The sequence below is a fragment of the Aestuariibaculum sediminum genome (assembly GCF_014596945.1).
In the GTDB taxonomy this organism is placed as follows: Bacteria; Bacteroidota; Bacteroidia; order Flavobacteriales; family Flavobacteriaceae; genus Aestuariibaculum; species Aestuariibaculum sediminum.
The window spans coordinates 267,180-293,208 of record NZ_JACVXB010000003.1; the positions used below are offsets into that span (position 1 = coordinate 267,180).

General features: G+C 33.7%; 27 protein-coding genes and 1 tRNA gene. 18 read left to right on the forward strand and 10 right to left on the reverse strand.

Going from position 1 to position 26,029, the window contains the following annotated elements; translation table 11 throughout:
• Position 1: 1 nt before the first annotated feature.
• From ICJ83_RS08745 to ICJ83_RS08755, 3 genes are all read right to left on the reverse strand, one after another.
• The gene (locus ICJ83_RS08745; protein WP_188230005.1) at positions 2-241 is read right to left on the reverse strand and encodes a hypothetical protein; all 240 of its coding nucleotides are present in this window, start codon (positions 239-241) and stop codon (positions 2-4) included.
• Positions 242-932: 691 nt separating this feature from the next.
• The gene (locus ICJ83_RS08750; protein ID WP_188230006.1) at positions 933-2,153 is read right to left on the reverse strand and encodes a site-specific integrase; all 1,221 of its coding nucleotides are present in this window, start codon (positions 2,151-2,153) and stop codon (positions 933-935) included.
• A gap of 202 nt (positions 2,154-2,355) precedes the next feature.
• Positions 2,356-2,430, reverse strand: a tRNA-Pro gene (locus ICJ83_RS08755).
• Between the two features lie 193 nt (positions 2,431-2,623).
• Between ICJ83_RS08755 and ICJ83_RS08760 the strand changes: the two genes are divergently transcribed.
• From ICJ83_RS08760 to ICJ83_RS16950, 15 genes are all read left to right on the forward strand, one after another.
• Positions 2,624-4,849 carry a TonB-dependent receptor family protein gene (locus ICJ83_RS08760; RefSeq protein ID WP_188230007.1) on the forward strand — a complete coding sequence of 742 codons (2,226 nt, stop codon included), beginning with the start codon at positions 2,624-2,626 and terminating at the stop codon, positions 4,847-4,849.
• Between the two features lie 12 nt (positions 4,850-4,861).
• Positions 4,862-5,983 carry a PQQ-dependent sugar dehydrogenase gene (locus ICJ83_RS08765; protein WP_188230008.1) on the forward strand — a complete coding sequence of 374 codons (1,122 nt, stop codon included), beginning with the start codon at positions 4,862-4,864 and terminating at the stop codon, positions 5,981-5,983.
• A 17-nt stretch (positions 5,984-6,000) separates the two neighbouring features.
• Positions 6,001-6,402, forward strand: a complete 402-nt coding sequence (locus ICJ83_RS08770) for a c-type cytochrome (RefSeq protein WP_188230009.1) — start codon at positions 6,001-6,003, stop codon at positions 6,400-6,402.
• Between the two features lie 65 nt (positions 6,403-6,467).
• Entirely contained in the window at positions 6,468-7,073 is a 606-nt protein-coding gene (gene udk, locus ICJ83_RS08775; protein WP_188230010.1) for a uridine kinase, read from the forward strand.
• 2 nt (positions 7,074-7,075) lie between these two features.
• Positions 7,076-7,399: an FtsB family cell division protein gene (locus tag ICJ83_RS08780; protein ID WP_188230011.1), complete on the forward strand. Its 324-nt coding sequence runs from the start codon at positions 7,076-7,078 to the stop codon at positions 7,397-7,399.
• Positions 7,392-8,762, forward strand: coding sequence for a methylmalonyl-CoA mutase subunit beta (locus ICJ83_RS08785; protein WP_188230012.1), 1,371 nt, complete (start codon positions 7,392-7,394; stop codon positions 8,760-8,762). Before ICJ83_RS08780 ends, ICJ83_RS08785 begins: the two co-directional genes overlap by 8 nt.
• On the forward strand, positions 8,752-9,345 hold the full coding sequence (locus ICJ83_RS08790) for a hypothetical protein (RefSeq protein ID WP_188230013.1): 594 nt from the start codon (positions 8,752-8,754) through the stop codon (positions 9,343-9,345). The genes ICJ83_RS08785 and ICJ83_RS08790 overlap by 11 nt, the downstream gene beginning before the upstream one ends.
• Positions 9,346-9,351: 6 nt before the next feature.
• Positions 9,352-11,535 (forward strand): methylmalonyl-CoA mutase, encoded by a 2,184-nt coding sequence (gene scpA / locus ICJ83_RS08795; protein WP_188230014.1) that lies wholly within the window; start codon positions 9,352-9,354, stop codon positions 11,533-11,535.
• Between the two features lie 118 nt (positions 11,536-11,653).
• Positions 11,654-12,418, forward strand: coding sequence for a ParA family protein (locus tag ICJ83_RS08800; protein ID WP_188230015.1), 765 nt, complete (start codon positions 11,654-11,656; stop codon positions 12,416-12,418).
• 3 nt (positions 12,419-12,421) lie between these two features.
• Complete coding sequence (locus ICJ83_RS08805) at positions 12,422-13,330, forward strand: ParB/RepB/Spo0J family partition protein (protein WP_188230016.1); 909 nt, start codon at positions 12,422-12,424, stop codon at positions 13,328-13,330.
• Positions 13,320-13,934 carry a DUF5683 domain-containing protein gene (locus tag ICJ83_RS08810; RefSeq protein ID WP_188230017.1) on the forward strand — a complete coding sequence of 205 codons (615 nt, stop codon included), beginning with the start codon at positions 13,320-13,322 and terminating at the stop codon, positions 13,932-13,934. Before ICJ83_RS08805 ends, ICJ83_RS08810 begins: the two co-directional genes overlap by 11 nt.
• A 2-nt stretch (positions 13,935-13,936) precedes the next feature.
• Positions 13,937-14,641, forward strand: coding sequence for a 4-hydroxy-tetrahydrodipicolinate reductase (dapB, locus tag ICJ83_RS08815; RefSeq protein ID WP_188230018.1), 705 nt, complete (start codon positions 13,937-13,939; stop codon positions 14,639-14,641).
• Positions 14,642-14,708: 67 nt separating this feature from the next.
• Positions 14,709-16,292, forward strand: a complete 1,584-nt coding sequence (gene lepB / locus ICJ83_RS08820) for a signal peptidase I (protein WP_188230019.1) — start codon at positions 14,709-14,711, stop codon at positions 16,290-16,292.
• 71 nt (positions 16,293-16,363) lie between these two features.
• The gene (locus ICJ83_RS08825; RefSeq protein ID WP_188230020.1) at positions 16,364-16,993 is read left to right on the forward strand and encodes a WbqC family protein; all 630 of its coding nucleotides are present in this window, start codon (positions 16,364-16,366) and stop codon (positions 16,991-16,993) included.
• Positions 16,993-17,301 (forward strand): DUF6122 family protein, encoded by a 309-nt coding sequence (locus tag ICJ83_RS16950; protein ID WP_223154677.1) that lies wholly within the window; start codon positions 16,993-16,995, stop codon positions 17,299-17,301. The genes ICJ83_RS08825 and ICJ83_RS16950 overlap by 1 nt, the downstream gene beginning before the upstream one ends.
• On the opposite strand, the gene ICJ83_RS08830 is transcribed toward ICJ83_RS16950, so the two are convergent.
• The 7 genes from ICJ83_RS08830 to ICJ83_RS08860 all read right to left on the reverse strand — a co-directional run bounded on the left by ICJ83_RS08830 (position 17,302) and on the right by ICJ83_RS08860 (position 23,891).
• Positions 17,302-18,327: an endonuclease/exonuclease/phosphatase family protein gene (locus tag ICJ83_RS08830; RefSeq protein ID WP_188230021.1), complete on the reverse strand. Its 1,026-nt coding sequence runs from the start codon at positions 18,325-18,327 to the stop codon at positions 17,302-17,304. It abuts the gene before it with no gap.
• Positions 18,328-18,356: 29 nt separating this feature from the next.
• On the reverse strand, positions 18,357-19,199 hold the full coding sequence (locus ICJ83_RS08835) for a rhomboid family protein (RefSeq protein ID WP_188230022.1): 843 nt from the start codon (positions 19,197-19,199) through the stop codon (positions 18,357-18,359).
• On the reverse strand, positions 19,199-19,924 hold the full coding sequence (locus tag ICJ83_RS08840; protein ID WP_188230023.1) for a rhomboid family intramembrane serine protease: 726 nt from the start codon (positions 19,922-19,924) through the stop codon (positions 19,199-19,201). The genes ICJ83_RS08835 and ICJ83_RS08840 overlap by 1 nt, the downstream gene beginning before the upstream one ends.
• 5 nt (positions 19,925-19,929) lie before the next feature.
• A complete protein-coding gene (gene mutL / locus ICJ83_RS08845; protein WP_188230024.1) occupies positions 19,930-21,924 on the reverse strand; it encodes a DNA mismatch repair endonuclease MutL in 1,995 nt (664 codons plus the stop codon).
• Positions 21,925-21,927: 3 nt separating this feature from the next.
• A complete protein-coding gene (locus ICJ83_RS08850) occupies positions 21,928-22,212 on the reverse strand; it encodes a riboflavin synthase subunit beta (RefSeq protein WP_188230025.1) in 285 nt (94 codons plus the stop codon).
• A gap of 419 nt (positions 22,213-22,631) precedes the next feature.
• Positions 22,632-23,117, reverse strand: coding sequence for a 6,7-dimethyl-8-ribityllumazine synthase (ribH, locus tag ICJ83_RS08855; RefSeq protein ID WP_188230026.1), 486 nt, complete (start codon positions 23,115-23,117; stop codon positions 22,632-22,634).
• Between the two features lie 3 nt (positions 23,118-23,120).
• On the reverse strand, positions 23,121-23,891 hold the full coding sequence (locus tag ICJ83_RS08860) for a tetratricopeptide repeat protein (RefSeq protein WP_188230027.1): 771 nt from the start codon (positions 23,889-23,891) through the stop codon (positions 23,121-23,123).
• 140 nt (positions 23,892-24,031) lie between these two features.
• Between ICJ83_RS08860 and recF the strand changes: the two genes are divergently transcribed.
• The 3 genes from recF (at position 24,032) to ICJ83_RS08875 (ending at position 25,949) form a co-directional block, all read left to right on the forward strand.
• On the forward strand, positions 24,032-25,111 hold the full coding sequence (gene recF, locus ICJ83_RS08865) for a DNA replication/repair protein RecF (RefSeq protein WP_188230028.1): 1,080 nt from the start codon (positions 24,032-24,034) through the stop codon (positions 25,109-25,111).
• A gap of 124 nt (positions 25,112-25,235) precedes the next feature.
• The gene (locus ICJ83_RS08870; RefSeq protein WP_188230029.1) at positions 25,236-25,532 is read left to right on the forward strand and encodes a DUF721 domain-containing protein; all 297 of its coding nucleotides are present in this window, start codon (positions 25,236-25,238) and stop codon (positions 25,530-25,532) included.
• A 225-nt stretch (positions 25,533-25,757) separates the two neighbouring features.
• The gene (locus ICJ83_RS08875; RefSeq protein WP_188216977.1) at positions 25,758-25,949 is read left to right on the forward strand and encodes a cold-shock protein; all 192 of its coding nucleotides are present in this window, start codon (positions 25,758-25,760) and stop codon (positions 25,947-25,949) included.
• The last annotated feature ends 80 nt before the right edge of the window (positions 25,950-26,029 follow it).

Sequence of the window (26,029 nt, forward strand, 5' to 3'; positions counted from 1 at the left end):
CTTAATTACTTTTAGGTGTATCGAATCCTGAAACCATTGCTAAAAGCTTTAAGCTTTCAATGGCCTCGATTTTTTCTTTTAATATATCGTCTTCGGTATTGTTATTTGTTTCAGTAACTACGATTACCAAATCATTATTTTCAGCAGGAATGACTTCGCAACTACTAATAGAACTAAGTTCATGAACTAGCTCTTGTTTTTTTCCTTGGTGCGGATGAGCGAGGTAACTTTTAATTGGCATAATGCATCTATTTAAATAGGACATAAAAGTCCTCTAAGTTAATCTAAAAAAATTAATTTTCATCATCTATTTTCAATTTACAATCAATATAAATAAATATAAATCAACTCTTTAAATAAAACACATATAAACTTAAACAAAAATATGTGAAGTAATTACTAATCCATTTTAGACAATTTAGTTATAAGGCAACCTTTGATTTACCATAAAACACATTTATTTTCAGTAATTTTAATCGAGAGTTTTAAAACGGGTATTTAGAAAATTAAAAGAATAAACCTCATCATATATTTAATCTAAAAAATTCTCTATATAAGCGTGATTGTAAAACTAAGGGGGGTAAAGCAAGAGGGTAACACGCTAAAGCGATGTTACGGTTTTCATTCCTCTCGGAAGTCCTATAAATACTAAGATTTTAAAATTTGCTTTATTTTATAGTCTCTCATTATTTCGTAAAAAATGCGCTCAGACCAGTAAAATCAACGATTTTTTTACTAAAAAATGAGTTTTATGAGCTCATTTATGCTTTGATTAATAATTCTTCTTTATTTTCATAAGCATCCTTTTTTAATTTATAAAGATGTATTTTATATAAAAAACAATTTCCTTTCAATACACTCCCGTGACCTTTCGAGGAGCGCATTGAAAGGAAATTCATTCTAAGACTAAAAAATATTGTTTGAGGCAATTTCTAAATCTCAGCTGTTCGTTTTTCCAGCTTTTGATGTAGACTTCCCATATCTTCACTAATTTTACTCTCTACTACTCTTGCATAAATCTGAGTCGTTGATAATTTAGTATGTCCTAATAATTTTGATACCGTTTCAATCGGCACTCCGTTAGAAAGCGTTACAGTTGTAGCAAAGGTGTGCCTAGCTACATGAAAAGTTAAATTCTTTCTAATTCTACATACATCAGCAATCTCTTTTAAATAAGAATTCAATTTCTGATTAGAAATACCTGGAAAAATGGTTTTCTTCGAGACAGATTCAGGATGACTTTCATACTTTTTAATAAGTGCTAAAGCTTTTTGTAATAAAGGTATTTTAATAGGAACATTGGTTTTCTCTCTTTGTGAGTGTATCCAAAGCTTACCATCAATACCTAAACACAAATCATTAGGAGTTAATTGCATTACATCTCCGTACGACAGCCCCGTATAGCAGGCAAACACAAAAAGATCCTTTATCAATTGAAGTCTGGCAATATCAAAAGATTTATTTTCTAAAACTTCTAATTCTTCAGCCGTTAAAAAGCAACGCTCCTTTTTATCATATTTGGCTTCAAACTTCATAAAAGGGTCTTTGACTATCCATTCCATTTTAAAAGCTAAACTTACCAGTTTTCTTAAGCGTTCGATATGCTTCATAACTGTATTATTGCCCATATTATCCTGAGCTTTTAAAAACCGCTCAAAATCAATAATGAATTGATAATTTAACTCAGATAGATACATATCGGTTGTACCATATTTCAATTTTAAGAACTTAAAAATGTATTTGTGTGTTGTAAAATAGTTCTTTTGGGTACCCCACCGCAAAGTGGACTTCATATGGATATTATGATAATCAATAATATCCGTTAATGCCTGACGAGAGTCATCCTCTCCAAAGTATTGGGATTTAATAATACTGGAAGTAATGAGTTTACCATCTCTTTTTAATTTTTGATAAACCTCGAAGAGATCGACATTAACCTGCTTTAGAAATTCATTGAGTAATTTAGCTTCATCACCTAAGCCTTTTAGTCGACTTTTATTAGAATCCCATTCCGAAACAAGGACTTTTCGTTTTAAGGATAGTTCGGCTCGTTTACCATTAACTGTAATACGAGCATAAAGGGGTGCTTTTCCGTTTTTGATACTGGATTGTTTCAGCCAAAACAGAACACTGAAAGTTTGTGTGGTTTTCATACACTTTTGTTTTTAAAATTGAACATTAGAAACAAAAGCCAAATCAAATTGCTCGGTTACCTTTTTGACGTTTTTAAATGTGGTAACCGAATAGGTCAATTTTTATTTAAATGAATTCAAATAATATGAATCCCTAAAAACGACAAAACCTTGATAATCATTAAATTACCAAGGTTTTATTACTTATTGATCTCTGATCTAGTCGGGGTGGCAGGATTCGAACCTGCGACCTCCTGCTCCCAAAGCAGGCGCGATAACCGGGCTACGCTACACCCCGAGTATAATGGTTATCACATTACGGGCTGCAAAGATACTCGTTTATATGAAATACACAACCATTTTTTTAAAATTATTTCACCTTTATAAAAACCTAATTTAACTACCTTAGCATTTCCCTAATTTTGACTAAAATTTTGCAATCTTACAAATACTTCATAACGACTTTATTTTTAATTACTAACCTATTTTCAATGGGGCAATCAGTAGGTGTTATTAAGGTTATCGATGGAGATTCTGGTTCTCCCATTTATGATGCCGAAATAAAACATGTTAACAGTAACGATAAACTCTACACAAACCATCAAGGTTTTGTAGAATTACAAAAGTTTGGCCATTATCATATTATAAAATCAGGCTATATCGAGCAGGTTTTTAATATTCAAAAAAACACTACTATAGTTCAGATATTTGCAAACCCCTCCGAATTAAACGAAGTTGTTATAAATGCGAATCAAATTTCTAAACCTTATAAATCTAATTATGCCGCAACCCAAATAATAACTTCTAAGGATATAAAAAGAGGCAATACTATTGAATTTGCTTCTGTACTAAATAGAAGCCCTGGTATTTTCATGCAAAGTGGAGCACTAAATACCAATCGTATAATCATTAGAGGTATCGGATCAAGAAACTTATATGGCACATCAAAAATCCGGGCTTATTTTGGCGACATACCACTTACCACTGGTAATGGCGAAACTACAATTGAAGATTTTGAACTTGGCACCATGGCGCGAATGGAAATTATAAAAGGTTCTGGTTCCAGCATTCATGGTGCAGGTTTAGGCGGTACGATTAATTTAATTCCTAAATCAGCTTTATTAAACGAAACTCGCATCGAAAACCAATTTACAATCGGTTCATTTGGATTGTTTAAAGATTTAATAAATTTAAATTTTGGAACCAGCAAAACCAGTTTCAACACAACGTACAGCTATACATCAAGTCAGGGTTATAGACAAAATAATAAGTATAAAAGACAAAGCCTTACCTTAAATATAAACCACTATTTTAATAAAAAAAACGACATAACTATACTTGGCAGTTTCTCCGATGTTTTAGGTTATATTCCTAGCTCGATAAATGAAGATACTTTTAACAATTACCCAACCCAAGCGGCTCAAAACTGGTTGGATGCTAAAGGTTATGAAGACACCAATCGTGGCATTTTAGGGTTATCGTGGAATCATCAATATAGCGAAAAGCTAACGCATAAAACCAGCTTATATACTACAGCACTAAAAGCTTTCGAACCTAGACCTTTTAATATTCTTTCTGAAGAAGCCATAGCCATTGGTATACGTTCGCGATTTCTTGGAAATTACAAAAATTTTAACTGGACTCTTGGAGGTGAATTTTTCAACGATTTTTACACATGGAAAACTTTTGAAAATAATTATCAAGACTTTCCAGAGGGATATGGCAGCGTTAAAGGCAACTTACAATCGAATTATAAAGAAAAACGATATTATTACAACTTTTTTTTTGAGGCTAATGTCAACATCACCCAGCAAACAGAACTTGCTTTTGGCTTAAATTTTAACGAAACATCGTATCATCTTATTGACCGATTTCATGCTGGCTCAGAAAATAACCAATCGGGCAGATATTCTTTTAAACCTATATGGTCTCCTACTTTTGGAATTACCCATAAACTATCAAAAAATAGTAATTTGTTCGCTAACGTAAGCCACGGATTTTCTCCTCCAACCACAACAGAAACATTGCTACCTAGTGGATTAATTAATCAGCAAATTAAACCAGAAACGGGATGGAATTATGAAATTGGCACTAGAACAATCCTATTAAACAATAAATTAAATGGCGAAATTTCGGTCTACCGAATGGCTATAAGCAACTTACTAGTGGCTCGAAGAACAGGTAATGACGAATACATTGGAGTAAATGCAGGCAAAACTACGCACGACGGTTTAGAATTACAGATCAATTTTAAAGCCGTGAATTCTGAATCCTTAAATGTATCCGTTTTCTCGAATTACAGCTTAAATCATTATAAATTCAAAGAATTTATAGACGGCAATAATAACTTTTCGGGAAATGATTTAACAGGAGTTCCTGATGAAGTTATAAATTTAGGAATAGATATAAATTCGCATCATGGCATTTATGGAAACATTAATTTTCAGCATGTTGGACAAATACCTATGAATGACGATAACAGCCTTTTTACAAAATCATATAATTTAGTTAATTGTAAATTGGGTTGGTTAAAAAACCTTAATAAAAAATTAAATATAGATGTTTATTTAGGCATAAATAATATATTTGATAAAGCCTATGCATCCCAAATTCTAATTAATGCAACAGGTTTTAATGGGAGTCAACCCAGATATTATTACCCTGGATATCCTATAAATTTCTATTCAGGTTTTAATTTAAATTACAAAATCAATTAAAACGGAAACCAAATGAAACTTTTTAACATCTTAATAATTTTAGTCATTACTTATACCTCTTGTGCGCAGCAAGCAGAATCTGAGGTAAAAGCTGAAACATCAACCGATGTCAATTATACAGCAGAACTCATTGTTCCTGATTTAAATATAGCCTGGGGTATGGATTTCCTTCCTGACAACAGCATTCTTATTACAGAAAAAACAGGCGAACTCATACACTTCAAAAATGGTAAAAAAATCACAATAAATGGGATTCCTGATGTTTATGTACGTGGACAAGGTGGGTTTATGGATATTAAATTACATCCAGATTATAAAAACAATGGATGGATCTATTTTTCATATGCTTCCTCAGAGGGTGAAGGTGAAGGTGGAAATACGGCCATTATGCGCGCCAAATTAAATGGCACAAGTTTAACCAATGTGGAGCAACTTTATAAAGCAACACCAAATACAAAAAAAGGACAACATTTTGGTTCGCGAATTGAATTCGATAACGATGGTTATTTATATTTTTCCATTGGAGAACGCGGTCAACGCGATGTTAACCCCCAAGATATTACCCGAGATGGTGGAAAAATTTATAGATTGAACGATGATGGTTCTGTTCCAAACGACAATCCGTTTATTGATACAGCCAATGCGAAAACAGCAATTTTTAGTTTTGGTCACCGAAATCCGCAAGGCATGATAAAACATCCTGAAACAGGAGCTATCTGGACACATGAACACGGCCCGAAAGGTGGCGACGAAATTAATATTATTGGCAAGGCTAAAAATTATGGCTGGCCGGTAATTTCATATGGTCTTAACTATAGCGGTACTAGTTTTACAGACATCACAGAAAAAGAGGGCATGGAGCAACCTGTATTTTACTGGGTACCCTCTATCGCCCCAAGTGGTATGACATTTGTTTACTCTGGTAATTACCCAGACTGGGAAGGTAATTTATTGGTTGGCGCCTTAAAATTTCAATATTTAGAGCGCTTAGTTCTGAAAAATAATCAAGTTATTAAACGCGAAAAACTTTTCGAAAACATCGGTCGGGTTCGTAATGTTAAATCTGCACCAGATGGCTATATATACCTAAGTGTAGAAGGCAAAGGCATTTATAAAATCGTACCTAAAATCTAAATACCTATCAATATAACATGAAATTCACCCTACTTTGCATCATTTTTACAGCAGTATCATTTACGTCATATTTTAATCAAAAATCCCCATTGGAAGAAAGCATGGAGCGTGGTAATGAAATTTACATGGACTTTTGCATTAATTGTCACCTACCCAATGGTGAGGGTGTAAAAAATGTATATCCTCCATTGGCAAAATCAGACTTTTTAATAAAAAACCAAGATGCCAGTATTAAAGCCGTAAAATATGGCATGAATGGAGAAACTAAGGTCAATGGTGTGGTTTATAAAAACATTATGGCTCCACTAGGCTTGTCCGACGATGAAGTTGCCGATGTCATGAACTACATTAATAATTCCTGGGGCAATGCCGTAAAAAAAATGGTTACAGTAGAGGCTGTTGAAAAAATTAAAAAATAAATATATCACTTTAATTGTGTTTGATTTCTTTAAATTTGTAAAAGGCTAATCAAACATAATTACACATGCTTATTATAGGAATTGCTGGCGGAACTGGATGTGGAAAAACAACCGTTGTAAACCAAATAATTAACGAGCTACCAAAAGGTGAAATAGGTGTAATTTCTCAAGATTCTTACTATCAGGACACGACGCATTTAAGTTACGATGAGCGCATTAAAATAAATTTTGATCATCCGAGGTCGATAGATTTTGATTTACTGGAAAGTCATCTTAAAGATCTTAAAAACGATAAACCAATTCATCAACCAGTCTATTCGTTTGTAGAACACAACCGTACGGGTGACACTATTTTAACACACCCCAGAAAAGTTATGATTGTTGAGGGCATACTCATTTTAACTAGTCCTGAAATCAGAAACATGTGCGACATAAAAATTTTTGTTCATGCCGATTCCGACGAACGACTAATACGCCGATTAAAACGCGATATTTCTGAAAGAGGTCGAGATTTAGACGAAGTGCTAAGTCGTTACCAAAACACTTTAAAACCGATGCACGACCAATTTATTGAACCCATGAAAGAATTTGCAGACATCATAATTCCAAATAACAAGTACAATACGGTGGCCGTTGATATTGTGCGAACTATTATAAATAACCGACTATAAATATGGCGTTTTTTAAACATAAGATATTTAAACCGTTTAAAAATATTTTTGTTCTTATCATCACGCTTTTCGTGGTGTGGATGCTTTTTTTCGATGCCAATTCTTGGTTAATTCACCACGAATTAAACTCTGACATTAAAGATTTAGAGGCAGAAAAAGAATACTATTTAAAAGAAATTGAAAAAGATAAAAAAGCCTTAAAAAAACTAAGCAACGAAGATGGTTTAGAAAAATTTGCACGTGAAGAATATTACATGAAGCGTGACAGTGAAGAAATATTTATCATCGAATATGAAGACAGCTTAAAAACTAAAAACAATGAGTAACGCATTATTTAGCGAATTTGATCCTGTTTCCGATAAGCAATGGAAACAAAAAATTCAATTCGAGCTAGATGGCGCCGATTATCAATCTCTTGTCTGGCATTCTAACGACGATATTTCAGTTAAACCCTTTTATACGGCGAACGACATAAATGACCGAATGGTAATTCCAAAAACCAGGTCAACCAAATGGCGCATTTGTGAAACTGTTTTTGTAAATGACGTCGTAAAGGCAAACCGAAAAGCTTTAAAAAGTATTAAACAAGGCGCTGAAAGTTTGCTATTTATTATTCCAAACAAAGAACATGACATTAATCGATTATTAGAAAACTTAGATAATGAGGGACTAGAGCTACATTTCGATTTGCATTTTTTAAATGAAGATTTCGTAAAAACGCTTTTAAATTCTGCTACTAAAAGCAAAATATATGTACATACCGATTGCGTTGGTAAGCTAGCCAAAACAGGCAATTGGTTTAACAATATGAATTCAGACATCGATAATTTCAAATCGATAGTTAAAAACACTAAAACTATTAGTGTAAACTGTTCGCTATACCAAAATGCTGGCGCAAATATGGTTCAACAGTTAGCCTATTCTCTTGCCCATGCAACAGAATATTTAAATTTTTTAGATGCAGAAATATCTAAAGAAAGTAAACAGAACATTCAAATAATTTTTAATATTTCTATAGGTAGCAATTACTTTTTCGAGATAGCAAAACTCAGAGCACTTAGAATACTTTACGCGTCTTTGGCTTCAGAATTTCAAATGAATGCTACCTGTAAAATTGTAGCAATACCATCAAAGCGAAATAAAACGGTTTACGATTATAATACTAACCTACTTCGTACTACAACCGAATGCATGAGCGCCATTATAGGTGGCAGTGATACCATTTGTAACCTTCCTTTTGATACCGTTTTTCATAAAACCAATGCTTTTAGCCAACGTATTAGTAAAAATCAGTTACTCATTCTAAAACACGAAAGTTATTTTGATAAAGTAGATAATCCAGCTGATGGCGCTTACTATATTGAATCCTTAACCCAGCAATTAGCAGAAAAAGCCTTAAATCTATTTAAGGATATCGAAACTAATGGTGGCTTTTTAAAACAATTAAAAGCAGGAACCATTCAACGGAAAATAAAAGAAAGTGCCCAAAAAGAACAATCACAATTTGATACAGGCGACGAAATTCTGATAGGGATAAATAAATATCCAAATCTTGAAGAACGCGTAAAATCAGAAATTGAGTTGTTTCCGTTTGTAAAAAAACAACAAAGAAAAACATTAGTAGAACCCATTATAGAAAAAAGATTAGCCGAAAAACTAGAACAAAAACGCCTTAACAATGAAAATTAAAAAAACCTATACGTCAATTGCCATTTTATTAATCGCTCTTATTGTAAGTTGTAAACAAAACACAACATTCTCTGATTTCAAATACACCGAAAAACCTGAAACAATTACTTGCGATAATTTAAATTCAGCACTTTACAAAGAAGCCTTGTATGCTTTTGAAGAGGATATTTTAGCGTTCTACGGAAAAAACGAGGCCAATCCTACCCTAATGCAATCCTATTATAAATTTATTAGAGAAGCCAATGGAAAACGTGCTAGGTATTCAGAAATTGCTTCAGAACACACTTTAAAAGTTTTTGAAGCTCTTAAAGATGTAAACGATTTATGGGATGCCAAAAATCCGAACAGCCATTTAAATTATCATAGTGCTTTAATGAATTGTGTGGCAAATAACATTGAAGACGAGCATTTAAAAACAACATTAAATGCATTAATTTCAACCGACTTCATGAGTCCAAAATTATTTGCTACTCCTCTTATAAACAATTATCGTCGTGTGCTTTCGGACAAACATCTATCAACCTACGTGGCATTCGATTTGTATTATTCAAATCTATTTAACCTGAATAAAACCGCTCACTAACCGGATATGTCTAGAAAAAATCTTCAACATATAACTTTAAAAACAGCACCCAAGGCGCAAAACACTGAAGCTAATCACTTTGAAACTGCCGAAGGTATTGCCGTAAAATCAATTTACACAAAAGCTGATATTGAAGATTTAGAACACCTACATTTTGCGGCGGGTTTCACCCCAAATCTTCGTGGGCCATATACCACTATGTATGTTAGAAAACCATGGACCATCAGGCAGTATGCAGGGTTTTCAACAGCCGAAGAAAGTAATGCATTTTACAAAAACAATTTAGCCGCAGGACAAAAAGGCTTATCTGTGGCGTTCGATTTAGCGACGCATCGCGGTTACGATTCCGACCATGAACGCGTTGTTGGCGATGTGGGAAAAGCAGGTGTAGCTATCGACTCGGTTGAGGATATGATTCGTTTATTCGATGAAATTCCATTGGATAAAATGAGTGTTTCCATGACAATGAATGGTGCCGTTTTACCTATTATGGCGTTTTATATTGTTGCTGCTGAAGAACAAGGTGTGAATCTTAATAAACTTTCAGGAACCATTCAAAATGACATTCTGAAAGAATTTATGGTTCGTAATACTTACATATATCCCCCTGAAGCTTCAATGAAAATTATTTCTGATATTTTCGAATACACCAGCAAATTCATGCCTAAATTTAATAGCATCAGCATTTCTGGGTATCATATTCAGGAAGCTGGTGGGACAGCAGAAATAGAACTGGCATTCACACTCGCGGATGGATTAGAATATGTAAGAGCCGGGCTTAATACTGGACTTAAAATAGATGATTTTGCACCTCGCCTATCTTTCTTTTGGGGTATTGGCATGAACCACTTTATGGAAATAGCCAAAATGCGTGCTGCACGCATGCTTTGGGCCAAATTAATTAAACCTTTTAAACCGAAAAATGAAAAATCCTTAAGTTTAAGAGCACATTGTCAAACCAGTGGCTGGAGTTTAACAGAGCAAGACCCTTTTAACAATGTCGCCAGAACTTCTATTGAAGCAACAGCGGCCGTTTTTGGAGGCACACAAAGTTTGCACACCAATGCTTTAGACGAGGCTATTGCCTTGCCTACAAATTTTTCAGCGCGCATTGCACGAAATACCCAATTGCACCTTCAAAGAGAAACAAAAATCACAAAAACGGTAGACCCTTGGGCGGGCAGTTATTACGTTGAAAAACTTACGCACGACATTGCCGAAAAAGCCTGGAGTCTAATTCAGGAAATTGAAGACTTGGGTGGTATGACAAAAGCCATACAGGCAGGTATTCCTAAGATAAAAATTGAAGAAGCGGCAGCAAGAAAACAAGCCCGAATAGATTCTGATCAGGATATTATAATTGGAGTTAATCAATACCAATTAAAACAGGAGGTTCCGATTTCAACCCTCGAGGTAGACAATCAGGCTGTTAGAGAAACACAACTGGAACGATTAAAAAGGTTAAAAGAACATCGAAACACTCGAGAAGTCATCGAAAAACTATCAAAATTAACCGAGGCAGCTAAATTTTGGTTAAATTCAACTCATATTAATGCCAAAAAGGAAAATGATAATTTAAGCTCCGATTTTGATGAGAAGCCAAATCTATTAAACTTAGCTGTTGAAGCCGCTAGAGCGCGTGCCACTTTAGGTGAAATTAGTGAGGCATTGGAAATCGTCTTTGGAAGACATAAAGCACAAACAAAATCTTTTACCGGTGTGTATAGCAAAGAAATACATAATGACGATGCTTTTAATAAAGCAAAAAAACTAGCCGATGTTTTTGCAAAACAAGATGGCAGGCGCCCACGTATTATGATTGCTAAAATGGGACAGGATGGCCATGATCGTGGAGCTAAAGTAGTCGCAACGGCCTATGCGGATTTGGGCTTTGATGTAGATATAGCTCCTTTATTTCAAACCCCGCAGGAAGTTGCAAAACAAGCTGTTGAAAACGATGTTCATATCGTTGGTGTATCTTCTCTTGCAGGTGGTCATAAAACCTTAGTTCCGCAGGTTATTGAGCAATTAAAAACCTATGATCGGGAAGATATTATGGTAATTGTTGGGGGTATAATTCCTAAACAAGATTACAAGTATTTGTTTGACAACGGAGTTACAGCAGTTTTTGGACCAGGAACCAAAATAAGTGAGGCAGCTATTAAAATTTTAGAAATTCTAATCGATTAACAGCTTATTTCCAATTAAAATTAACCATATTTTTTTATTAAAAGCTTCTGTTAACAATTTCCATTTTTATTCCTAATAAATAGTTGTATTTTTACCCCTAATTAAACCAAATCAATTAATGGGTAAAATAATTGCAATTGCTAATCAAAAAGGAGGTGTTGGCAAGACTACAACATCAATTAATTTAGCAGCTTCTCTTGGAGTTTTAGAAAAAAAAGTATTACTTATTGACGCTGATCCTCAGGCAAATGCAACTTCTGGAATTGGAATGGATGTTGAAAGCGTTGAAGTGGGAACCTACCAACTTTTAGAACATTCGCATGCCCCTAAGGATGCCATTGTTAAAACAGACACGCCTAATCTGGATATTATTCCGGCGCATATCGATTTAGTAGCTATCGAAATAGAACTTGTTGATAAAGACCAACGGGAGTACATGCTTAAAAAGGCATTGGTAAACATAAAGGATGATTACGATTATATTATCATAGACTGTGCCCCCTCATTAGGCCTACTTACCTTAAACGCATTAACTGCTGCCGACGCTGTTATTATTCCCATACAGTGTGAGTATTTTGCATTAGAAGGATTGGGTAAACTATTAAACACGATAAAAAGTGTTCAGAAAATACATAATAAAGAATTAGACATTGAAGGTCTTTTGCTTACCATGTACGATTCGCGCTTAAGACTGTCGAACCAAGTTGTTGAAGAGGTTCAAAAACACTTTAACGATATGGTTTTTCAAACTATAATACAACGAAATGTACGTTTAAGTGAAGCGCCGAGTTATGGCGAAAGCATAATTAATTACGATGCGGCTAGTAAGGGTGCGACAAATTATTTAAGTTTAGCTAAAGAAATTATCAATAAAAACGTGTAAAATATGGCTAAGGCAACAAAAAAACAAGCTTTAGGAAGAGGATTATCAGCACTTTTAAAAGATCCTGACAACGATATACAATCGGTTCAGGATAAAGATGCGGATAAAGTGATAGGAAATATTGTTGAATTAGATATAGATTTTATTGAAGTTAACCCCTTTCAGCCACGTACCAATTTTAGTGAAGAGTCTCTTCGTGAATTAGCCTCTTCTGTTAAAGAATTAGGAATTATTCAGCCTATAACCGTTAGAAAATTAGGTTTTAATCAATACCAATTGGTTTCTGGTGAGCGTCGTTACAGAGCTTCAAAACTTATTGGTTTAGAAACTATTCCTGCTTACATAAGAATAGCTAACGATCAAGAGTCGTTAGAAATGGCTCTAGTAGAAAATATTCAACGTCAGGACTTAGACCCGATAGAAATAGCCCTATCTTACCAGCGCCTAATTGATGAAATTAATTTAACCCAAGAACAAATGAGTGATCGTGTGGGCAAAAAACGCTCTACTATCGCTAATTATCTGCGTCTTTTAAAGTTAGATCCAATTATTCAAACAGGGATGCGAGATGGCTTCATTTCTATGGGACATGGACGTGCTCTGATTACTGTTGAAGACCAAACTGCACAACTGGATATTTACGAAAAAATTCTTTCAAATCAACTTTCCGTAAGAAATACAGAAGAACTTGTTAGAAATTACGGTGAAACAAAATCGGTAGAACCTAAACCGAAAAAACAATCTGAAACTGTACCTACATACATAAAAGAAGGCATTGGCGCTTTTTCTGAATACTTTGGTCATAAAATTGACGTTAAAGTATCTAAAAATGGAAAAGGAAAAATTACGATTCCGTTTCATTCAGAAGAAGATTTCAATCGAATAACAAAATTAGTTAAGGGTGCCAAATAAACTTTTAATAATTAGTGCTTTAGCACTTTTGTTTAGTTTGTGTATTTCAGCACAAGATAAAAAGAGCATAGAAAAGGAACTTCCACCTGAAGTTGTTGTTGATACCATAGTGCAAATGCCAGATGAATTTAACCCGTTGTCTCCTGCGCAAGCCGCCTTTTATTCTGCCGTACTACCTGGCTTAGGACAAGCCTACAATAAAAAATACTGGAAAATTCCACTGGTTTATATTGGCTTAGGAACTGGTGTTTATTTTTACATTAATAACAACAAAGAATATAATAGATATCGAGATGCCTATAAAAGTCGCTTAGCTGGTTTTGCGAACGATGAGTTTTATTACGATTCTGAAGGCAACTATCTTGAAACACCAAGAGTTACAACCGAAGGTTTAGAGCGTGGACAAAAATTCTACAGGAAAAACAAAGAAATCTCGCTTTTTGTTATACTTGGAATATACGCTTTAAATATTATTGATGCTAATGTTGATGCACACCTAATGCAATACAATATTGATGAAAATTTATCATTAGCACCACATTATGAATTTAATGAGATTAATGCAACAAATAATCTCGGACTAACATTTAATTTTAAATTTTAATTATGAAAATAGCTTTACTAGGATACGGAAAAATGGGTAAAACCATTGAACAGATTGCTATTAAACGCGGACACGAAATTGTCTTAAAAGTAGACAAGAATGATGACAATTACGATATTACTCAAGCCGATGTTGCTATAGATTTTAGTATCCCAACGGTGGCTTTCAATAATATAACCAACTGTTTAAATAATGGAGTACCTGTTATTTCTGGTACAACAGGATGGTTACAGGATTATGACAAAGCTGTAGCGTTATGTGAAGAAAAAAATGGCGCATTTATTTATGCATCCAACTTTAGCTTGGGGGTTAACATCTTTTTTGAACTAAATAAAACCTTAGCTAAAATGATGAATACATTAAAGCAGTATAATGTTTCGATGGAAGAAATTCATCATACCCAAAAACTAGACGCACCAAGCGGAACAGCTATTACATTAGCTGAAGGTATTATTGAAAACCATAGTGGTTACGATAACTGGAAACTAGATGAGGCAGCTGAAAAGAGCCTTCCGATTGTAGCTAAACGTATAGAAGATGTACCAGGTACACACACGGTTAATTACGAAAGTGAGGTAGACACCATTACCATAGAACATACGGCACACAACAGAAAAGGATTTGCTCTGGGTGCTGTAATTGCCTCAGAATGGATTATTGGCAAAACAGGAATATTTAACATGAACGATGTGTTAAATATTGGTTAACACCTAATAAACAAGTAACAATCAACGAAGGTTTAAATACTAACCTAACAAACAAAACAATTTTGGTATGACATTAATGCAGTGGTTTATTTTTATTCTGATTATTCAGGTAATTCATGGATTAGGAACTTGGAAACTCTACATAAAAGCAGGAAAACAAGCCTGGCAAGCTTTTATACCTGTGTATAATGCTGTAGTTTTAATGCAAATCATAAATCGTCCTTGGTGGTGGACCATTTTATTATTTCTACCTATTGTAAACCTCATAATGTTTCCGGTAGTTTGGGTTGAAACAGCCAGAAGTTTTGGTAAAAACTCAAATATTGATACGCTTTTAGCTATTGTTACTTTAGGCTTTTACACTTATTATTTAAATTATGTTGCACAAATAGAATATATTGAAAATCGTAGTTTAAAGCCAAAAACAGGCACAGGTGATTGGGTCAGCTCTATATTATTTGCTATTGTAGCAGCTACTATAGTTCACACCTATTTTATTCAACCTTTTACCATACCATCTTCGTCTCTTGAAAAATCGTTGTTAGTTGGAGACTTTTTATTTGTTAGTAAATTTCATTACGGAGCCAGAGTTCCGATGACCACCGTGGGCGCTCCTATGGTTCATGATACTATTCCTTTCTTAAATAAGAAATCTTATCTATTCGACGATCATTTTGAGGAAAGAAACACCTCGCTAATTAATAAATTACAACTTCCATATTTACGAATCCCTGGATTTGAAGATATTGAAAGAAACGATATTGTTGTTTTCAATCAGCCTGCCGATACGTTATTGGATATGAACAATTTCCGACCAGATAGAAATTATTATAAACCTATCGACAAAAAAACCAATCTGGTAAAGCGTTGTGTTGGTGTTGCTGGTGATACTTTAGAGATTCGAGATGGTTATGTTTATATCAATGGGGTTAAAAACGTTCTACCAGACCGTGCTCATTTGCAATTTAGTTATTTGGTAGAACCTAAAAATTCGCGCTTTAACCCATTGGTTATGAAAGAGCGTTATGATATAACCGATGGTTTCGGATTTAATGCACCAGGTTCTAACACCTATTATTTTTCAGCCATTTCTGATGAAGCATTAGCGAAGTTTAAAAACCATCCGAATGTACTTAGTATAACCCCTGTAAAAAGACCTAAAGGTGAACCTGATCCTGCCATTTTTCCTCATGATCCTAACTACAATTGGAATGTTGATAATTTTGGCCCTATAGTTATTCCTGAAAAAGGAAAAAGTATCTCTATTAATATTGAAAATTTACCACTTTATAAACGTGCTATAAGTGAATACGAAGGCAACGTGGTAAAGGTTAAAGGAAATCAAATTTTAATTAATGGGAAGCCTAGCACATCGTATACCTTTAAACAAAACTATTACTGGATGATGGGTGATAATCGACACAATTCAATTGATTCGAGATTCTGGGGATTTGTACCTTTCGATCACGTTGTTGGTAAACCTGTATTTATATGGATGAGTTGGGACGGTAAATCACCAAGGTGGGAACGTTTCTTTACTACGGTTAGCGGAGAAGGAAAAGCTACGTCATACCTCATTCCATTTTTAATATTACTAGTAGGTTATTTCGTTTACAGTCAATGGAGAGCTCGTAAAAAACAAAATGGTTAATTACTTAGTTTTTTGTTAATCGGACTATTTGTAATTTGTCCTTAGCAAATATTCCATACACCATAGAACTTATGGAAAACATCATTATACATCCAACCTACTTCCCAAGTATTGCCCATTTTGTAGCTATAACCAAGGCAGAATCGGTAACGTTTGAGGTGGAAGATAATTTTATCAAGCAAACCTACCGTAACAGAGCTTATATTTACGGTGCTAATGGAAAACAAACTTTAAATATCCCTGTAATTCACAGCCAGAAAAACCGTCAGAAATATAAAAATGTAGCTATTTTTAACGAAGAAAACTGGCAGAGTAATCATTGGAAATCGCTAATTTCAGCATATCGAACATCTCCATTTTTTGAATATTATGAAGATGAGTTGAAACCACTTTTTGAAGCAAAAGCGGAACATATATTAGATTTTAATTTAAAAAGCTTTTACTCTATTTGCGAATGCTTACAATTAGATCTTGAAGTAAAACAAACAACAACTTTTGAAAAAGAATTGGATTCAAGGACGAAAGATTTCCGATATCTTGTTCATGCCAAAAAAGAACAAATACAGTCATTTGAACCCTACACTCAGGTGTTCGGAGGAAAACATGGGTTCATCTCAAATTTGAGTATTTTGGATTTACTTTTTAATGAAGGACCGAACGCTTTAAATTATCTCGAAAATCAAACTTTAACTACTCTTTAATGTTACAGCTTTTAGCGCATTATGGTTGTCATATTATCTTACCTCTTGTCGTTGCATTATTAAGCTACAAGTCCAATTGGATGTACGCCTATTTTATAATGTTAGCATGCTTTTTAATAGATTTAGACCACCTATTAGCCACCCCAATATTTAGCCCTAATAGATGTAGTATTAATTTTCATCCGTTACATAGTTATTATGCAATTGGTGTTTATTTTTTATTGCTATTTCCCAAAAAAACAAGACTTTTAGGTTTAGGATTGATAATTCATATTTTTTCCGACTTCGTAGACTGTTCTTTTATGTAATTAATTTTGAAGAGCCAAAGTCGCCATAATCGGGTAATGATCGGAATAATGCTCGTTATAAGATTTAAAGCCGTTTACTGCAAATGCATCATCTGCAAAAACATAATCAATTCGAACAGGGAAAAATTTAAAATCGTAAGTACGACCAAAACCATTGCCAGCCTCCTCAAATGCATCGTTTAATTCTCCTTTAATTTTTCGGTAAACATACGAATAGGCTGTATTGTTAAAATCCCCACATATAATCATCTTATATTTACACTGTTTTTTGTGCTTTAAAAACAATTCGGTTTGAAATTGTTGCATTTTAAAAGTTGATCCTACCCTATTAATTAATCGTTCGGAATCTTCTTTTTTTAAACTCTCTATTTCTGTACTTATTCTAAGCGACTCTAAATGAACATTATAAACACGAAACGTATCCTTATGCCTTACAATATCGGCGAAAACAGCATTATTAGAAGTATTAGGAAAAGCAACAGAACCCGAATTAATTATTGGAAATTTTGAAAATATAGCTTGACCATGTTTTAATTTCTTTCCTGATATATTTTCAAACTTATATCTATAATTGGAAAAATCGACTTTTGGATGTGGATGAAACTCTTGAATACATAATATATCGGGAGCCTGTTCATTTATAAACTTAAGCATATTCGATTGCACATGCGAATCATTAATCCAATCATATACGTTAAACAACCTGACATTATAATTCATAACTTTTATATTGTTTTCATCTTCAATCATTTTAGATGATGAAAACTTGTAAAGCGAACCAAAAAACACGTAACCTATTAATAAAACTATTAAGGATAACATAAGTTGTTTTTTAACCTTAACCAACCAATATATTAGGAATAATACATTACAAATGATTAAAAAAGGCACTCCCAAATTAAGCACCGATAACACAGAAAATGTTTTAGGAGGCAAAAAAGGTAAGGCATAAGAAATAAGTAACACTACAGCTAGTATCGCATTTATAAAATAAATAAATTTATTTATAGTGCTAAGGTTTTTCATAGGTATTATAACGTCTTGTAAAGTTTTAGTTATTTACCTGCTCGAAATAAAAACTCTTTTTCTTCTGCTGTAAGACTATCGTAACCACTTTTACTAATTTTATCAAGAATAACATCTATTTTCTTTTGAGTATTAAACTCATTAAAATCGGCTTTAGTATAACCTCCTACTTTACTTTTATTTTTATGTACGGTTTTAAGTGGTCCCTTTCTCGAAAATTTAATATTCGAAAATATATTAACTATACTTTCAAACCCACGTCCAATATCATTTCCTTTTATAAGTTGCTTGGCATAAAAATATCCTAATACTGCACCACCTAAATGAGCCAAATTGCCTCCCGCATTCCATCCAAATAAACCGAAAACATCTAACACCACTATTGCCAAACCAATGTACATGAGCTTAATTGAGAACGTGAAAAATCGCACCTCTTGATTAGGTATATACACACACATAAATATCAATAAGGCTCTAATTGCTGCCGATGCACCTACCAATGACGAATTAGTTCCAAAAAAACTAGGAAACAAACTATACCCTAATAAAAATAATAAGCCACCACTTATAGCTCCCAAAAAATAGATGTTAATAGCCATTTTTGAACTAAATAAATTTAAAAACATTAAACCTATTACGTACAACCAGAGCATATTGAATAGCATATGCAAAAAGTCATAATGTAAAAACGAATATGTCACAATCGACCAAGGTCTTGTAATAAGATGATTAAAGTCACTAGGCAATTCAAACCAAACCAAGTACCTTCTAATTATTATTCCAAGAATAAAAACAACCAGGTTTGTGGCTATTATTTTTTCGAGCACATTAAGGCGTGCTAATTTATATTTTACATCGTTGTATAGATTCATTAATACCACCGATTTTGGTTAAACTGATTCCTTTTCCAGTACCACATTATGATAAAGCCAATAACCGCACCACCAACATGCGCAAAGTGAGCAACATTTCCTTGGCCAAAAATGGAACTACCAGACAAGCCTGATATTAAATCTAAGATAATAATTCCCGGAATAAAATACTTAGCTTTAATTGGAATCGGTAAAAATATCATCATCAGTTCGGCATTAGGATTCATCATTCCAAAGGCAGCCAATATACCCATAATACAACCTGAAGCTCCAACCATAGTAGATAGATAAATTTCATTGAACAAGGGGCCAATATCGGTAAAGACTTTGTTATCCTTAAAAACCTGAACAATTTGTTCGTGCGTAAATCCCATGTTTAAAGCTTGTTGTTCCATAGGAATGTATTGTAGATAACTGTAGCCTACTTGTAAAGCAACAGCTCCCAAACCAGCCGAAAAATAGATAAATAAAAACCGTTTACTTCCTAAAACCTGCTCTACGGGTGTACCAAACATCCAAAGTGCAAACATATTGAAGAATATGTGTGAAATACCTCCATGCATAAACATATGAGTAATTATTTGCCATGGACGAAAAGCTTCATTTTTAGGAAAAAACATAGCAAACCATTCATAGAACACGCCATTACCTATCGTCATTGTACCGATAAACATAATTACATTAATAATTATTAAATGTTTAACGGTTTCAGAAATTCTAATCATAATTTTTATATAAATTTTTTATCAAGCTCGTCTACACTCATCGTAATAAACGTCGTTCTGTTTGCTGGCGATACGCTTGGCTCTTTACAGGCGAATAATTGATTAACCAAATGTTCCTGTTCGGCTTTTTCTAAAAGCTGACCTGTTTTTATTGCTAAACTTTTCGCCATAGATTTAGCCATCAAATCGGTTGCACTAAAACTTGTATCTGGCACTTCATTTTCAACATCACTAATAAGTTGCTCTAAAATGATAGACACCTCACTTTCAGGTATGCTCACAGGAACACCAGTAATTTCAACTAATCCAGACTGAACTTTTGAGAAAATAAATCCGGTATGTTCTAAATCACTTTTTAAATCGCGAATCACTTGTAACTCCTGATTGGAAAAATGCAGTTGTAACGGAAACAACAATTGTTGACTTACCGCTTCCTTTACAGTCATATTTCTAAGAAACTTTTCATATAAAATACGTTGATGTGCCTTATTTTGATCAATAAGAAGCATGCCAGATTTTATGGTACTAACTATATATTTATTATGAAGCTGATACGTGGTTTGCTTTTGTTCAACCTTATTATCATCTGTAAATGCCGATAAGGTAGTTTCTTCAGCTTCAAAATTAAAGTTTTGATTTCTACTTGGGCTAATTACCTGTTGTTGGCTTTCATCGGCTTCATAATCTTCATTATCATAGTCATCTTCAGTTTCCTGCTCCTCATTATAAAACTTATTTAATTCTTCTTCAGGAGAGGGAATAAATTCAGAATTAGCTTTGGCGTAAATTTCCTTTTCATCAATGCCAACACCTAAGTCTCTGGAAAAACTTTCCCATGTAACCGCACCATCGCCTTTGTTTGCAATTGTTCTAACAATATTATTTACTTCTTCTTTAAATGGATTAAATTCACGGTCAACCTCAATGGTTGGGTTCTTTACGGGTTGTTTTTCTAATTCGTAAGGCGTATCGAGGCTTGCATCCCTATCGAAATCTAATACCGGTGCTATATTAAATTGTCCTAAACTATGTTTTACCGCCGAACGCAACAACGCGTATAACGTATGCTCGTCGTCGAATTTAATTTCGGTTTTGGTAGGGTGTATATTTATGTCGATTGACTGTGGATCGACTGTTAATTTTAAAAAATAAATTGGATGTGTTCCTGATTTTAATAACCCATCAAAGGCTGCATTTATAGCATGATTTAAATAGGCACTTTTAATGAACCGATCATTTACAAAAAAATACTGTTCGTTTCTAGCCTTTTTTGCAAATTCAGGCTTACCTACAAAACCACTAATTTTCAATACCTCGGTATCCTCTTCAACAGGAACTAATTTTTCATTGGTTCGGGTTCCAAAAATATTTACAATACGTTGCCTGTAATTACTTGAAGGTAAATTAAACGTTTCACTGCCATTATTGTACATAGCGAAAGTTAAACCGGGATGCGCTAAAGCAACACGATGAAATTCATCTAAAACATGACGCAATTCCACATTATTCGACTTTAAAAAGTTACGTCGGGCTGGAATATTGAAAAATAGATTTTTTACAGAAATAGATGTTCCTGTTGGGGTTACAATAACCTCCTGGTTAACCACCTTGCTCCCTTCAATTTCAATAACGGTACCTATATCGTCGCCGTCCTGTTTTGTTTTAAGTTCTACATGAGCAATCGCAGCTATACTAGCTAAAGCTTCTCCGCGAAACCCTTTGGTTTGCAGTTGAAATAAATCTTCGGCGTTACGAATTTTTGACGTAGCATGACGTTCAAAACTCAATCGAGCATCGGTTGCACTCATACCTTTACCGTCGTCTATAACTTGTACAAGCGTTTTACCGGCGTCTTTTATTATAAGTTTAATGGTTGTTGCTCCAGCATCAATAGCATTTTCGAGCAACTCTTTTACAACAGAGGCGGGGCGTTGTACAACTTCTCCTGCGGCTATTTGGTTTGCAACATGATCGGGTAAAAGCTGTATAATATCTGCCATAAATTATTTAAAAAATATAGATAAATCGAAATCAATGATGAATAAAAATATGAATACCAAAATGGCAACAATAATTAAAATACGTCTGTTAGCTTCTTGGTCTTGGTTATTTTTTAAATCATCTAAAGCATTAATAAATTTTGTTTTTAAGCTGGTATTTCCACCAACCGTTTTTCTGTAATCATCAAATTTATGCTTAATTTCAAAAGGATTACCTTCTCCCTTATCATCAAAATAACGTGGCGTATAACTAAATTTTTTGTTTTTTCGTGTTTTAAAAATGCCCATAATGTCTAAAAGTTAAGTTAATTGAATTTTGACTCTAACAGGTACATACAAATCAATAACAATACCAAAATTAATAGTAAGGTACGAATAGACATGGCGCCCTTTACTTTTCGCTTGGTGGTTCGAGCACGCTCCCACTTTGAAATAAATTCGTGCTTCTCTGATTTATCAGAATACATTCCCACCTCGCTTTCCTGTGAAAATCGAGGTTGATAATTAAAGCTTTTATTTTTCCGTTGATTAAACAAAATAGATGAATACTTATCTTCAAAAGTACTTAAAAATAGGCAGAATTAAGAAATAGTATTGGCAAAAATTGTTAACAGTTAAGGGAGTTAAATGTTCATTAAACAATAAGCTGCTTAGCAATGTACATCACTAAGCAGCTCATATTTTATATACAAGAAAATAACTAAATATTAGCTGTTATTTCGTAGTTCTGCCATTTTTATTGCAGCAATTGCCGCTTCAGTTCCCTTATTACCATGCTTTCCTCCCGATCGGTCGATAGCCTGTTGCATGGTGTTATCGGTAAGCACACAGAAAATTACTGGTGTTTCATGAAGTACATTTAAATCCTTTATGCCTTGTGTTACACCTTCACATACAAAATCGAAATGCTTTGTTTCTCCTTGAATCACACTACCAATAGCAATAACAGCACTTACCATTTGTTCCTGCATCTTCTTGGCTCCATAAATAAGCTCGAAACTTCCAGGTACATCCCAACGGATAATATTTTCTGGCAAGGCTCCATTTTCTACCAGAGCATCATACGCTCCTTGATACAAACCTTCTGTGATAGTATCATTCCATTCTGAAACAACAATCCCAAACCGAAATTTCTTCGCATTTGGGATTGTTGTCTTATCGTAATTTGATAAATTTTTATTTGCCGTAGCCATATATTATTTACTTGCCAATACCTGAGCTTTACCTATAAACACATCAATAGTTGAAGCTTCGGTAGAGTTTGGGTATTCTTCTTTAATTCTGTTAAAGTAATCTAAAGCTTTATCTGCTTTTCCTAATTCTAAAGCAATTGCTCCTGCTTTATATAAGTACATTGGCGTAGTATACGCATTATCGCGTAATTTTATTGCCTGCTCATAATAATCTAAAGCATCCTCTGGTTGATTTAACTGAACAAATGCATCGCCAATATTACCTTTAGCTAATGGTGCTAAAATTTCATCATCACTGCTAAAATCACTTAAATACTCAATAGCATTTTTGTAATCTTTCATTCTTAAGTAGGCTGTACCTGCATAGTAGAGTGCTAAATTTGCCGAGGGCGTACCGCTATACTCTTCAATAATATCGAGCATACCATATTTACCTTCTCCTCCATTAAGTGCTAATTTAAATAGCGAATCTTTTTCAACACCATTTACTGCTTCATTAAAGAATTTTTGCGCCTGGAACATATCATTCATTGCACTTTCCTGCTTAGGCTTGGCAACAAACTCCTGATATCCTAAGTATCCTAAAACTACAACTGCAACAACCCCAATAAACATCAGGATGTACTTTTGATTCTTCTCAACAAATTCTTCTGTTTTTGAAGCCGACTCATCTAGGGTGTTAAACACCTCTGCTGTTGTCGATTCCACTTCTTCTACAACTTCTTTCTCTACCTTTGTTTTAGGCTTGTAACCTCTTTTATTATATGTTGCCATCTAATTAATCTATATTTAATGCCTCGCAAAAATAAAATTTTTATCCATATCTAAAAGGTTATTTATTTGTATTTTTTCAATAATTTGCACATCCTTTTTACAAGTAGCAACTCCTAAACATGCTTTAAGCTTCTTTTTGTATGATTTTAAAATCACTTTCATTATTAAATTACAAGAATTTCGAAAGTAAATCCTTCATTTTCAGCGATAAAATAAATTGCATTGTTGGAAACAATGGCATAGGCAAAACCAATGTGCTCGATGCTATTTATCATTTATCCTTTGGAAAAAGTTATTTTAATCCTGTTGCGACCCAAAATATTAAACACGGTGAAGACTTTTTTGTGGTTAATGGCGACTATTTGATTCGTGAAAAGACAGAAAAAATAATAGTAAGTTTAAAACGTGGACAAAAAAAAATAATAAAGCGTAACAATAAAATTTACGATAAATTTAGCGATCATATAGGATTTTTGCCATTGGTAATTATATCACCAGCCGATAGGGATTTAATTATTGAAGGAAGCGATACCAGACGAAAATTTATAGATGGCGTTATTTCGCAAAGTGACAAAACGTATTTAAGCAACCTTATTAATTACAACAAAATACTAGCTCAACGTAATGCCCTTCTTAAATATTTTGCTTTAAATCATACCTTCAACAAAGAAACACTCAACATTTATAACCTACAACTAAATGATTATGGATCTCAAATATTCGAAAAGCGTCAAGCATTTTTAGAGGCATTTATTCCCATTTTTAAAGAACGGTATCAAGCCATTAGCAATGGACATGAATCAGTTGAACTACAATACCAAAGTGGATTATTTGAAGATGACCTAACCACATTACTAAACAAAAACGTTAATAAAGACAAGGCCTTACAATACACAAGCGTAGGCATCCATAAAGATGACTTAAATTTTAATATTGAAAGCCATCCCATTAAAAAATTTGGAAGCCAAGGACAGCAAAAATCATTTTTAATAGCTTTAAAGCTAGCTCAATTTGATTTTATAAAAGCACAAAGTGGCGTGACTCCTATATTATTATTAGATGATATTTTTGATAAATTGGATGAAAATCGGGTAACACAAATAATAAAACTCGTAGATGATGAAAACTTCGGACAAATATTTATTAGCGATACCCACGCCGAACGCACCGAAAAAGCAGTTAAGCAGGCCCATCAATCGTATGAAATATTCAATCTTTAAAGTCGGTTAGTCATTTTACAGAAGACTAATCTATTTATTAATAGTAGTAAACACACCGCTGTTGAAAAGTAATTTGAGTTTACATAACAAAACATAGTACCTTTGCCTCAAGACTCAAAACATTATGGCCAAACGCAACAACGAACATATTAGTATTTCTGACGCTCTTAAAGAATTTGTTGAAACTAACAAGTTAGAAAAAGGCCTGGATAAAGTTAATGTAGCCGACGCCTGGGCTGAGCTAATGGGAAATGGCGTAAACAACTATACGCGTTCTGTTAATCTAGAGCGAGATACCCTTTATGTACAATTAAATTCAAGTGTTTTACGTGAAGAACTTAGTTATGGTAAAGAAAAAATAATTACCATGATTAATGAAACCTTAGGTAAAAACGTAGTAAAGAAACTAATTTTAAGGTAATCGTCTAAAACAGTTTTTGTACTAGCAAGACTAAAGTAATTACAACAAACAAGTGGGTTAGTTGTGTATGTTAATTAACAGCATTCTAATGCCCCCTTCGCTTTAAGCTTAATGACTCTTATTTCTTTAATATTAGAAAGAAATAAAATAAAAGTCTCCAATTTCTAACAACCTGTACTTATTTAACCTACCTTTGACCTTTAAAATTTTTTATACACAAATACAATGAGTAAAGGTACAGTAAAATTCTTCAACGACTCTAAAGGTTTTGGATTCATCGTTGAAGATGACAACAACAAAGAACATTTCGTACACATTTCTGGACTAGTCGATGAAATTCGTGAAGGTGATGTAGTTGAATTCGATCTACAAGAAGGTAGAAAAGGATTAAACGCCGTAAACGTAAAAGTAATCTAATACATATACTTTAACAATTACATGAAAAAGGCTATCGAAAATTATCGATAGCCTTTTTTTGTGCCAAAAATTTTATTAAA

Bases quoted from the DNA above. Each gene is read 5' to 3' on its own strand.
- ICJ83_RS16950 (WP_223154677.1), top strand. From the start codon at position 16,993: ATGTTACAGCTTTTAGCGCATTATGGTTGTCATATTATCTTACCTCTT.
- ICJ83_RS08850 (WP_188230025.1), bottom strand. From the start codon at position 22,212: ATGGGCATTTTTAAAACACGAAAAAACAAAAAATTTAGTTATACGCCA.
- ICJ83_RS08835 (WP_188230022.1), bottom strand. From the start codon at position 19,199: ATGAATCTATACAACGATGTAAAATATAAATTAGCACGCCTTAATGTG.
- ICJ83_RS08765 (WP_188230008.1), top strand. From the start codon at position 4,862: ATGAAACTTTTTAACATCTTAATAATTTTAGTCATTACTTATACCTCT.
- ICJ83_RS08790 (WP_188230013.1), top strand. From the start codon at position 8,752: ATGAAAATTAAAAAAACCTATACGTCAATTGCCATTTTATTAATCGCT.
- ICJ83_RS08770 (WP_188230009.1), top strand. From the start codon at position 6,001: ATGAAATTCACCCTACTTTGCATCATTTTTACAGCAGTATCATTTACG.
- recF (WP_188230028.1), top strand. From the start codon at position 24,032: ATGATTTTAAAATCACTTTCATTATTAAATTACAAGAATTTCGAAAGT.
- ICJ83_RS08745 (WP_188230005.1), bottom strand. From the start codon at position 241: ATGCCAATTAAAAGTTACCTCGCTCATCCGCACCAAGGAAAAAAACAA.
- ICJ83_RS08860 (WP_188230027.1), bottom strand. From the start codon at position 23,891: ATGGCAACATATAATAAAAGAGGTTACAAGCCTAAAACAAAGGTAGAG.
- ICJ83_RS08805 (WP_188230016.1), top strand. From the start codon at position 12,422: ATGGCTAAGGCAACAAAAAAACAAGCTTTAGGAAGAGGATTATCAGCA.
- mutL (WP_188230024.1), bottom strand. From the start codon at position 21,924: ATGGCAGATATTATACAGCTTTTACCCGATCATGTTGCAAACCAAATA.
- ICJ83_RS08830 (WP_188230021.1), bottom strand. From the start codon at position 18,327: ATGAAAAACCTTAGCACTATAAATAAATTTATTTATTTTATAAATGCG.
- lepB (WP_188230019.1), top strand. From the start codon at position 14,709: ATGACATTAATGCAGTGGTTTATTTTTATTCTGATTATTCAGGTAATT.
- udk (WP_188230010.1), top strand. From the start codon at position 6,468: ATGCTTATTATAGGAATTGCTGGCGGAACTGGATGTGGAAAAACAACC.
- ribH (WP_188230026.1), bottom strand. From the start codon at position 23,117: ATGGCTACGGCAAATAAAAATTTATCAAATTACGATAAGACAACAATC.
- ICJ83_RS08840 (WP_188230023.1), bottom strand. From the start codon at position 19,924: ATGATTAGAATTTCTGAAACCGTTAAACATTTAATAATTATTAATGTA.
- ICJ83_RS08875 (WP_188216977.1), top strand. From the start codon at position 25,758: ATGAGTAAAGGTACAGTAAAATTCTTCAACGACTCTAAAGGTTTTGGA.
- scpA (WP_188230014.1), top strand. From the start codon at position 9,352: ATGTCTAGAAAAAATCTTCAACATATAACTTTAAAAACAGCACCCAAG.
- ICJ83_RS08785 (WP_188230012.1), top strand. From the start codon at position 7,392: ATGAGTAACGCATTATTTAGCGAATTTGATCCTGTTTCCGATAAGCAA.
- ICJ83_RS08825 (WP_188230020.1), top strand. From the start codon at position 16,364: ATGGAAAACATCATTATACATCCAACCTACTTCCCAAGTATTGCCCAT.
- ICJ83_RS08760 (WP_188230007.1), top strand. From the start codon at position 2,624: ATGGGGCAATCAGTAGGTGTTATTAAGGTTATCGATGGAGATTCTGGT.
- ICJ83_RS08870 (WP_188230029.1), top strand. From the start codon at position 25,236: ATGGCCAAACGCAACAACGAACATATTAGTATTTCTGACGCTCTTAAA.
- dapB (WP_188230018.1), top strand. From the start codon at position 13,937: ATGAAAATAGCTTTACTAGGATACGGAAAAATGGGTAAAACCATTGAA.
- ICJ83_RS08780 (WP_188230011.1), top strand. From the start codon at position 7,076: ATGGCGTTTTTTAAACATAAGATATTTAAACCGTTTAAAAATATTTTT.
- ICJ83_RS08800 (WP_188230015.1), top strand. From the start codon at position 11,654: ATGGGTAAAATAATTGCAATTGCTAATCAAAAAGGAGGTGTTGGCAAG.
- ICJ83_RS08750 (WP_188230006.1), bottom strand. From the start codon at position 2,153: ATGAAAACCACACAAACTTTCAGTGTTCTGTTTTGGCTGAAACAATCC.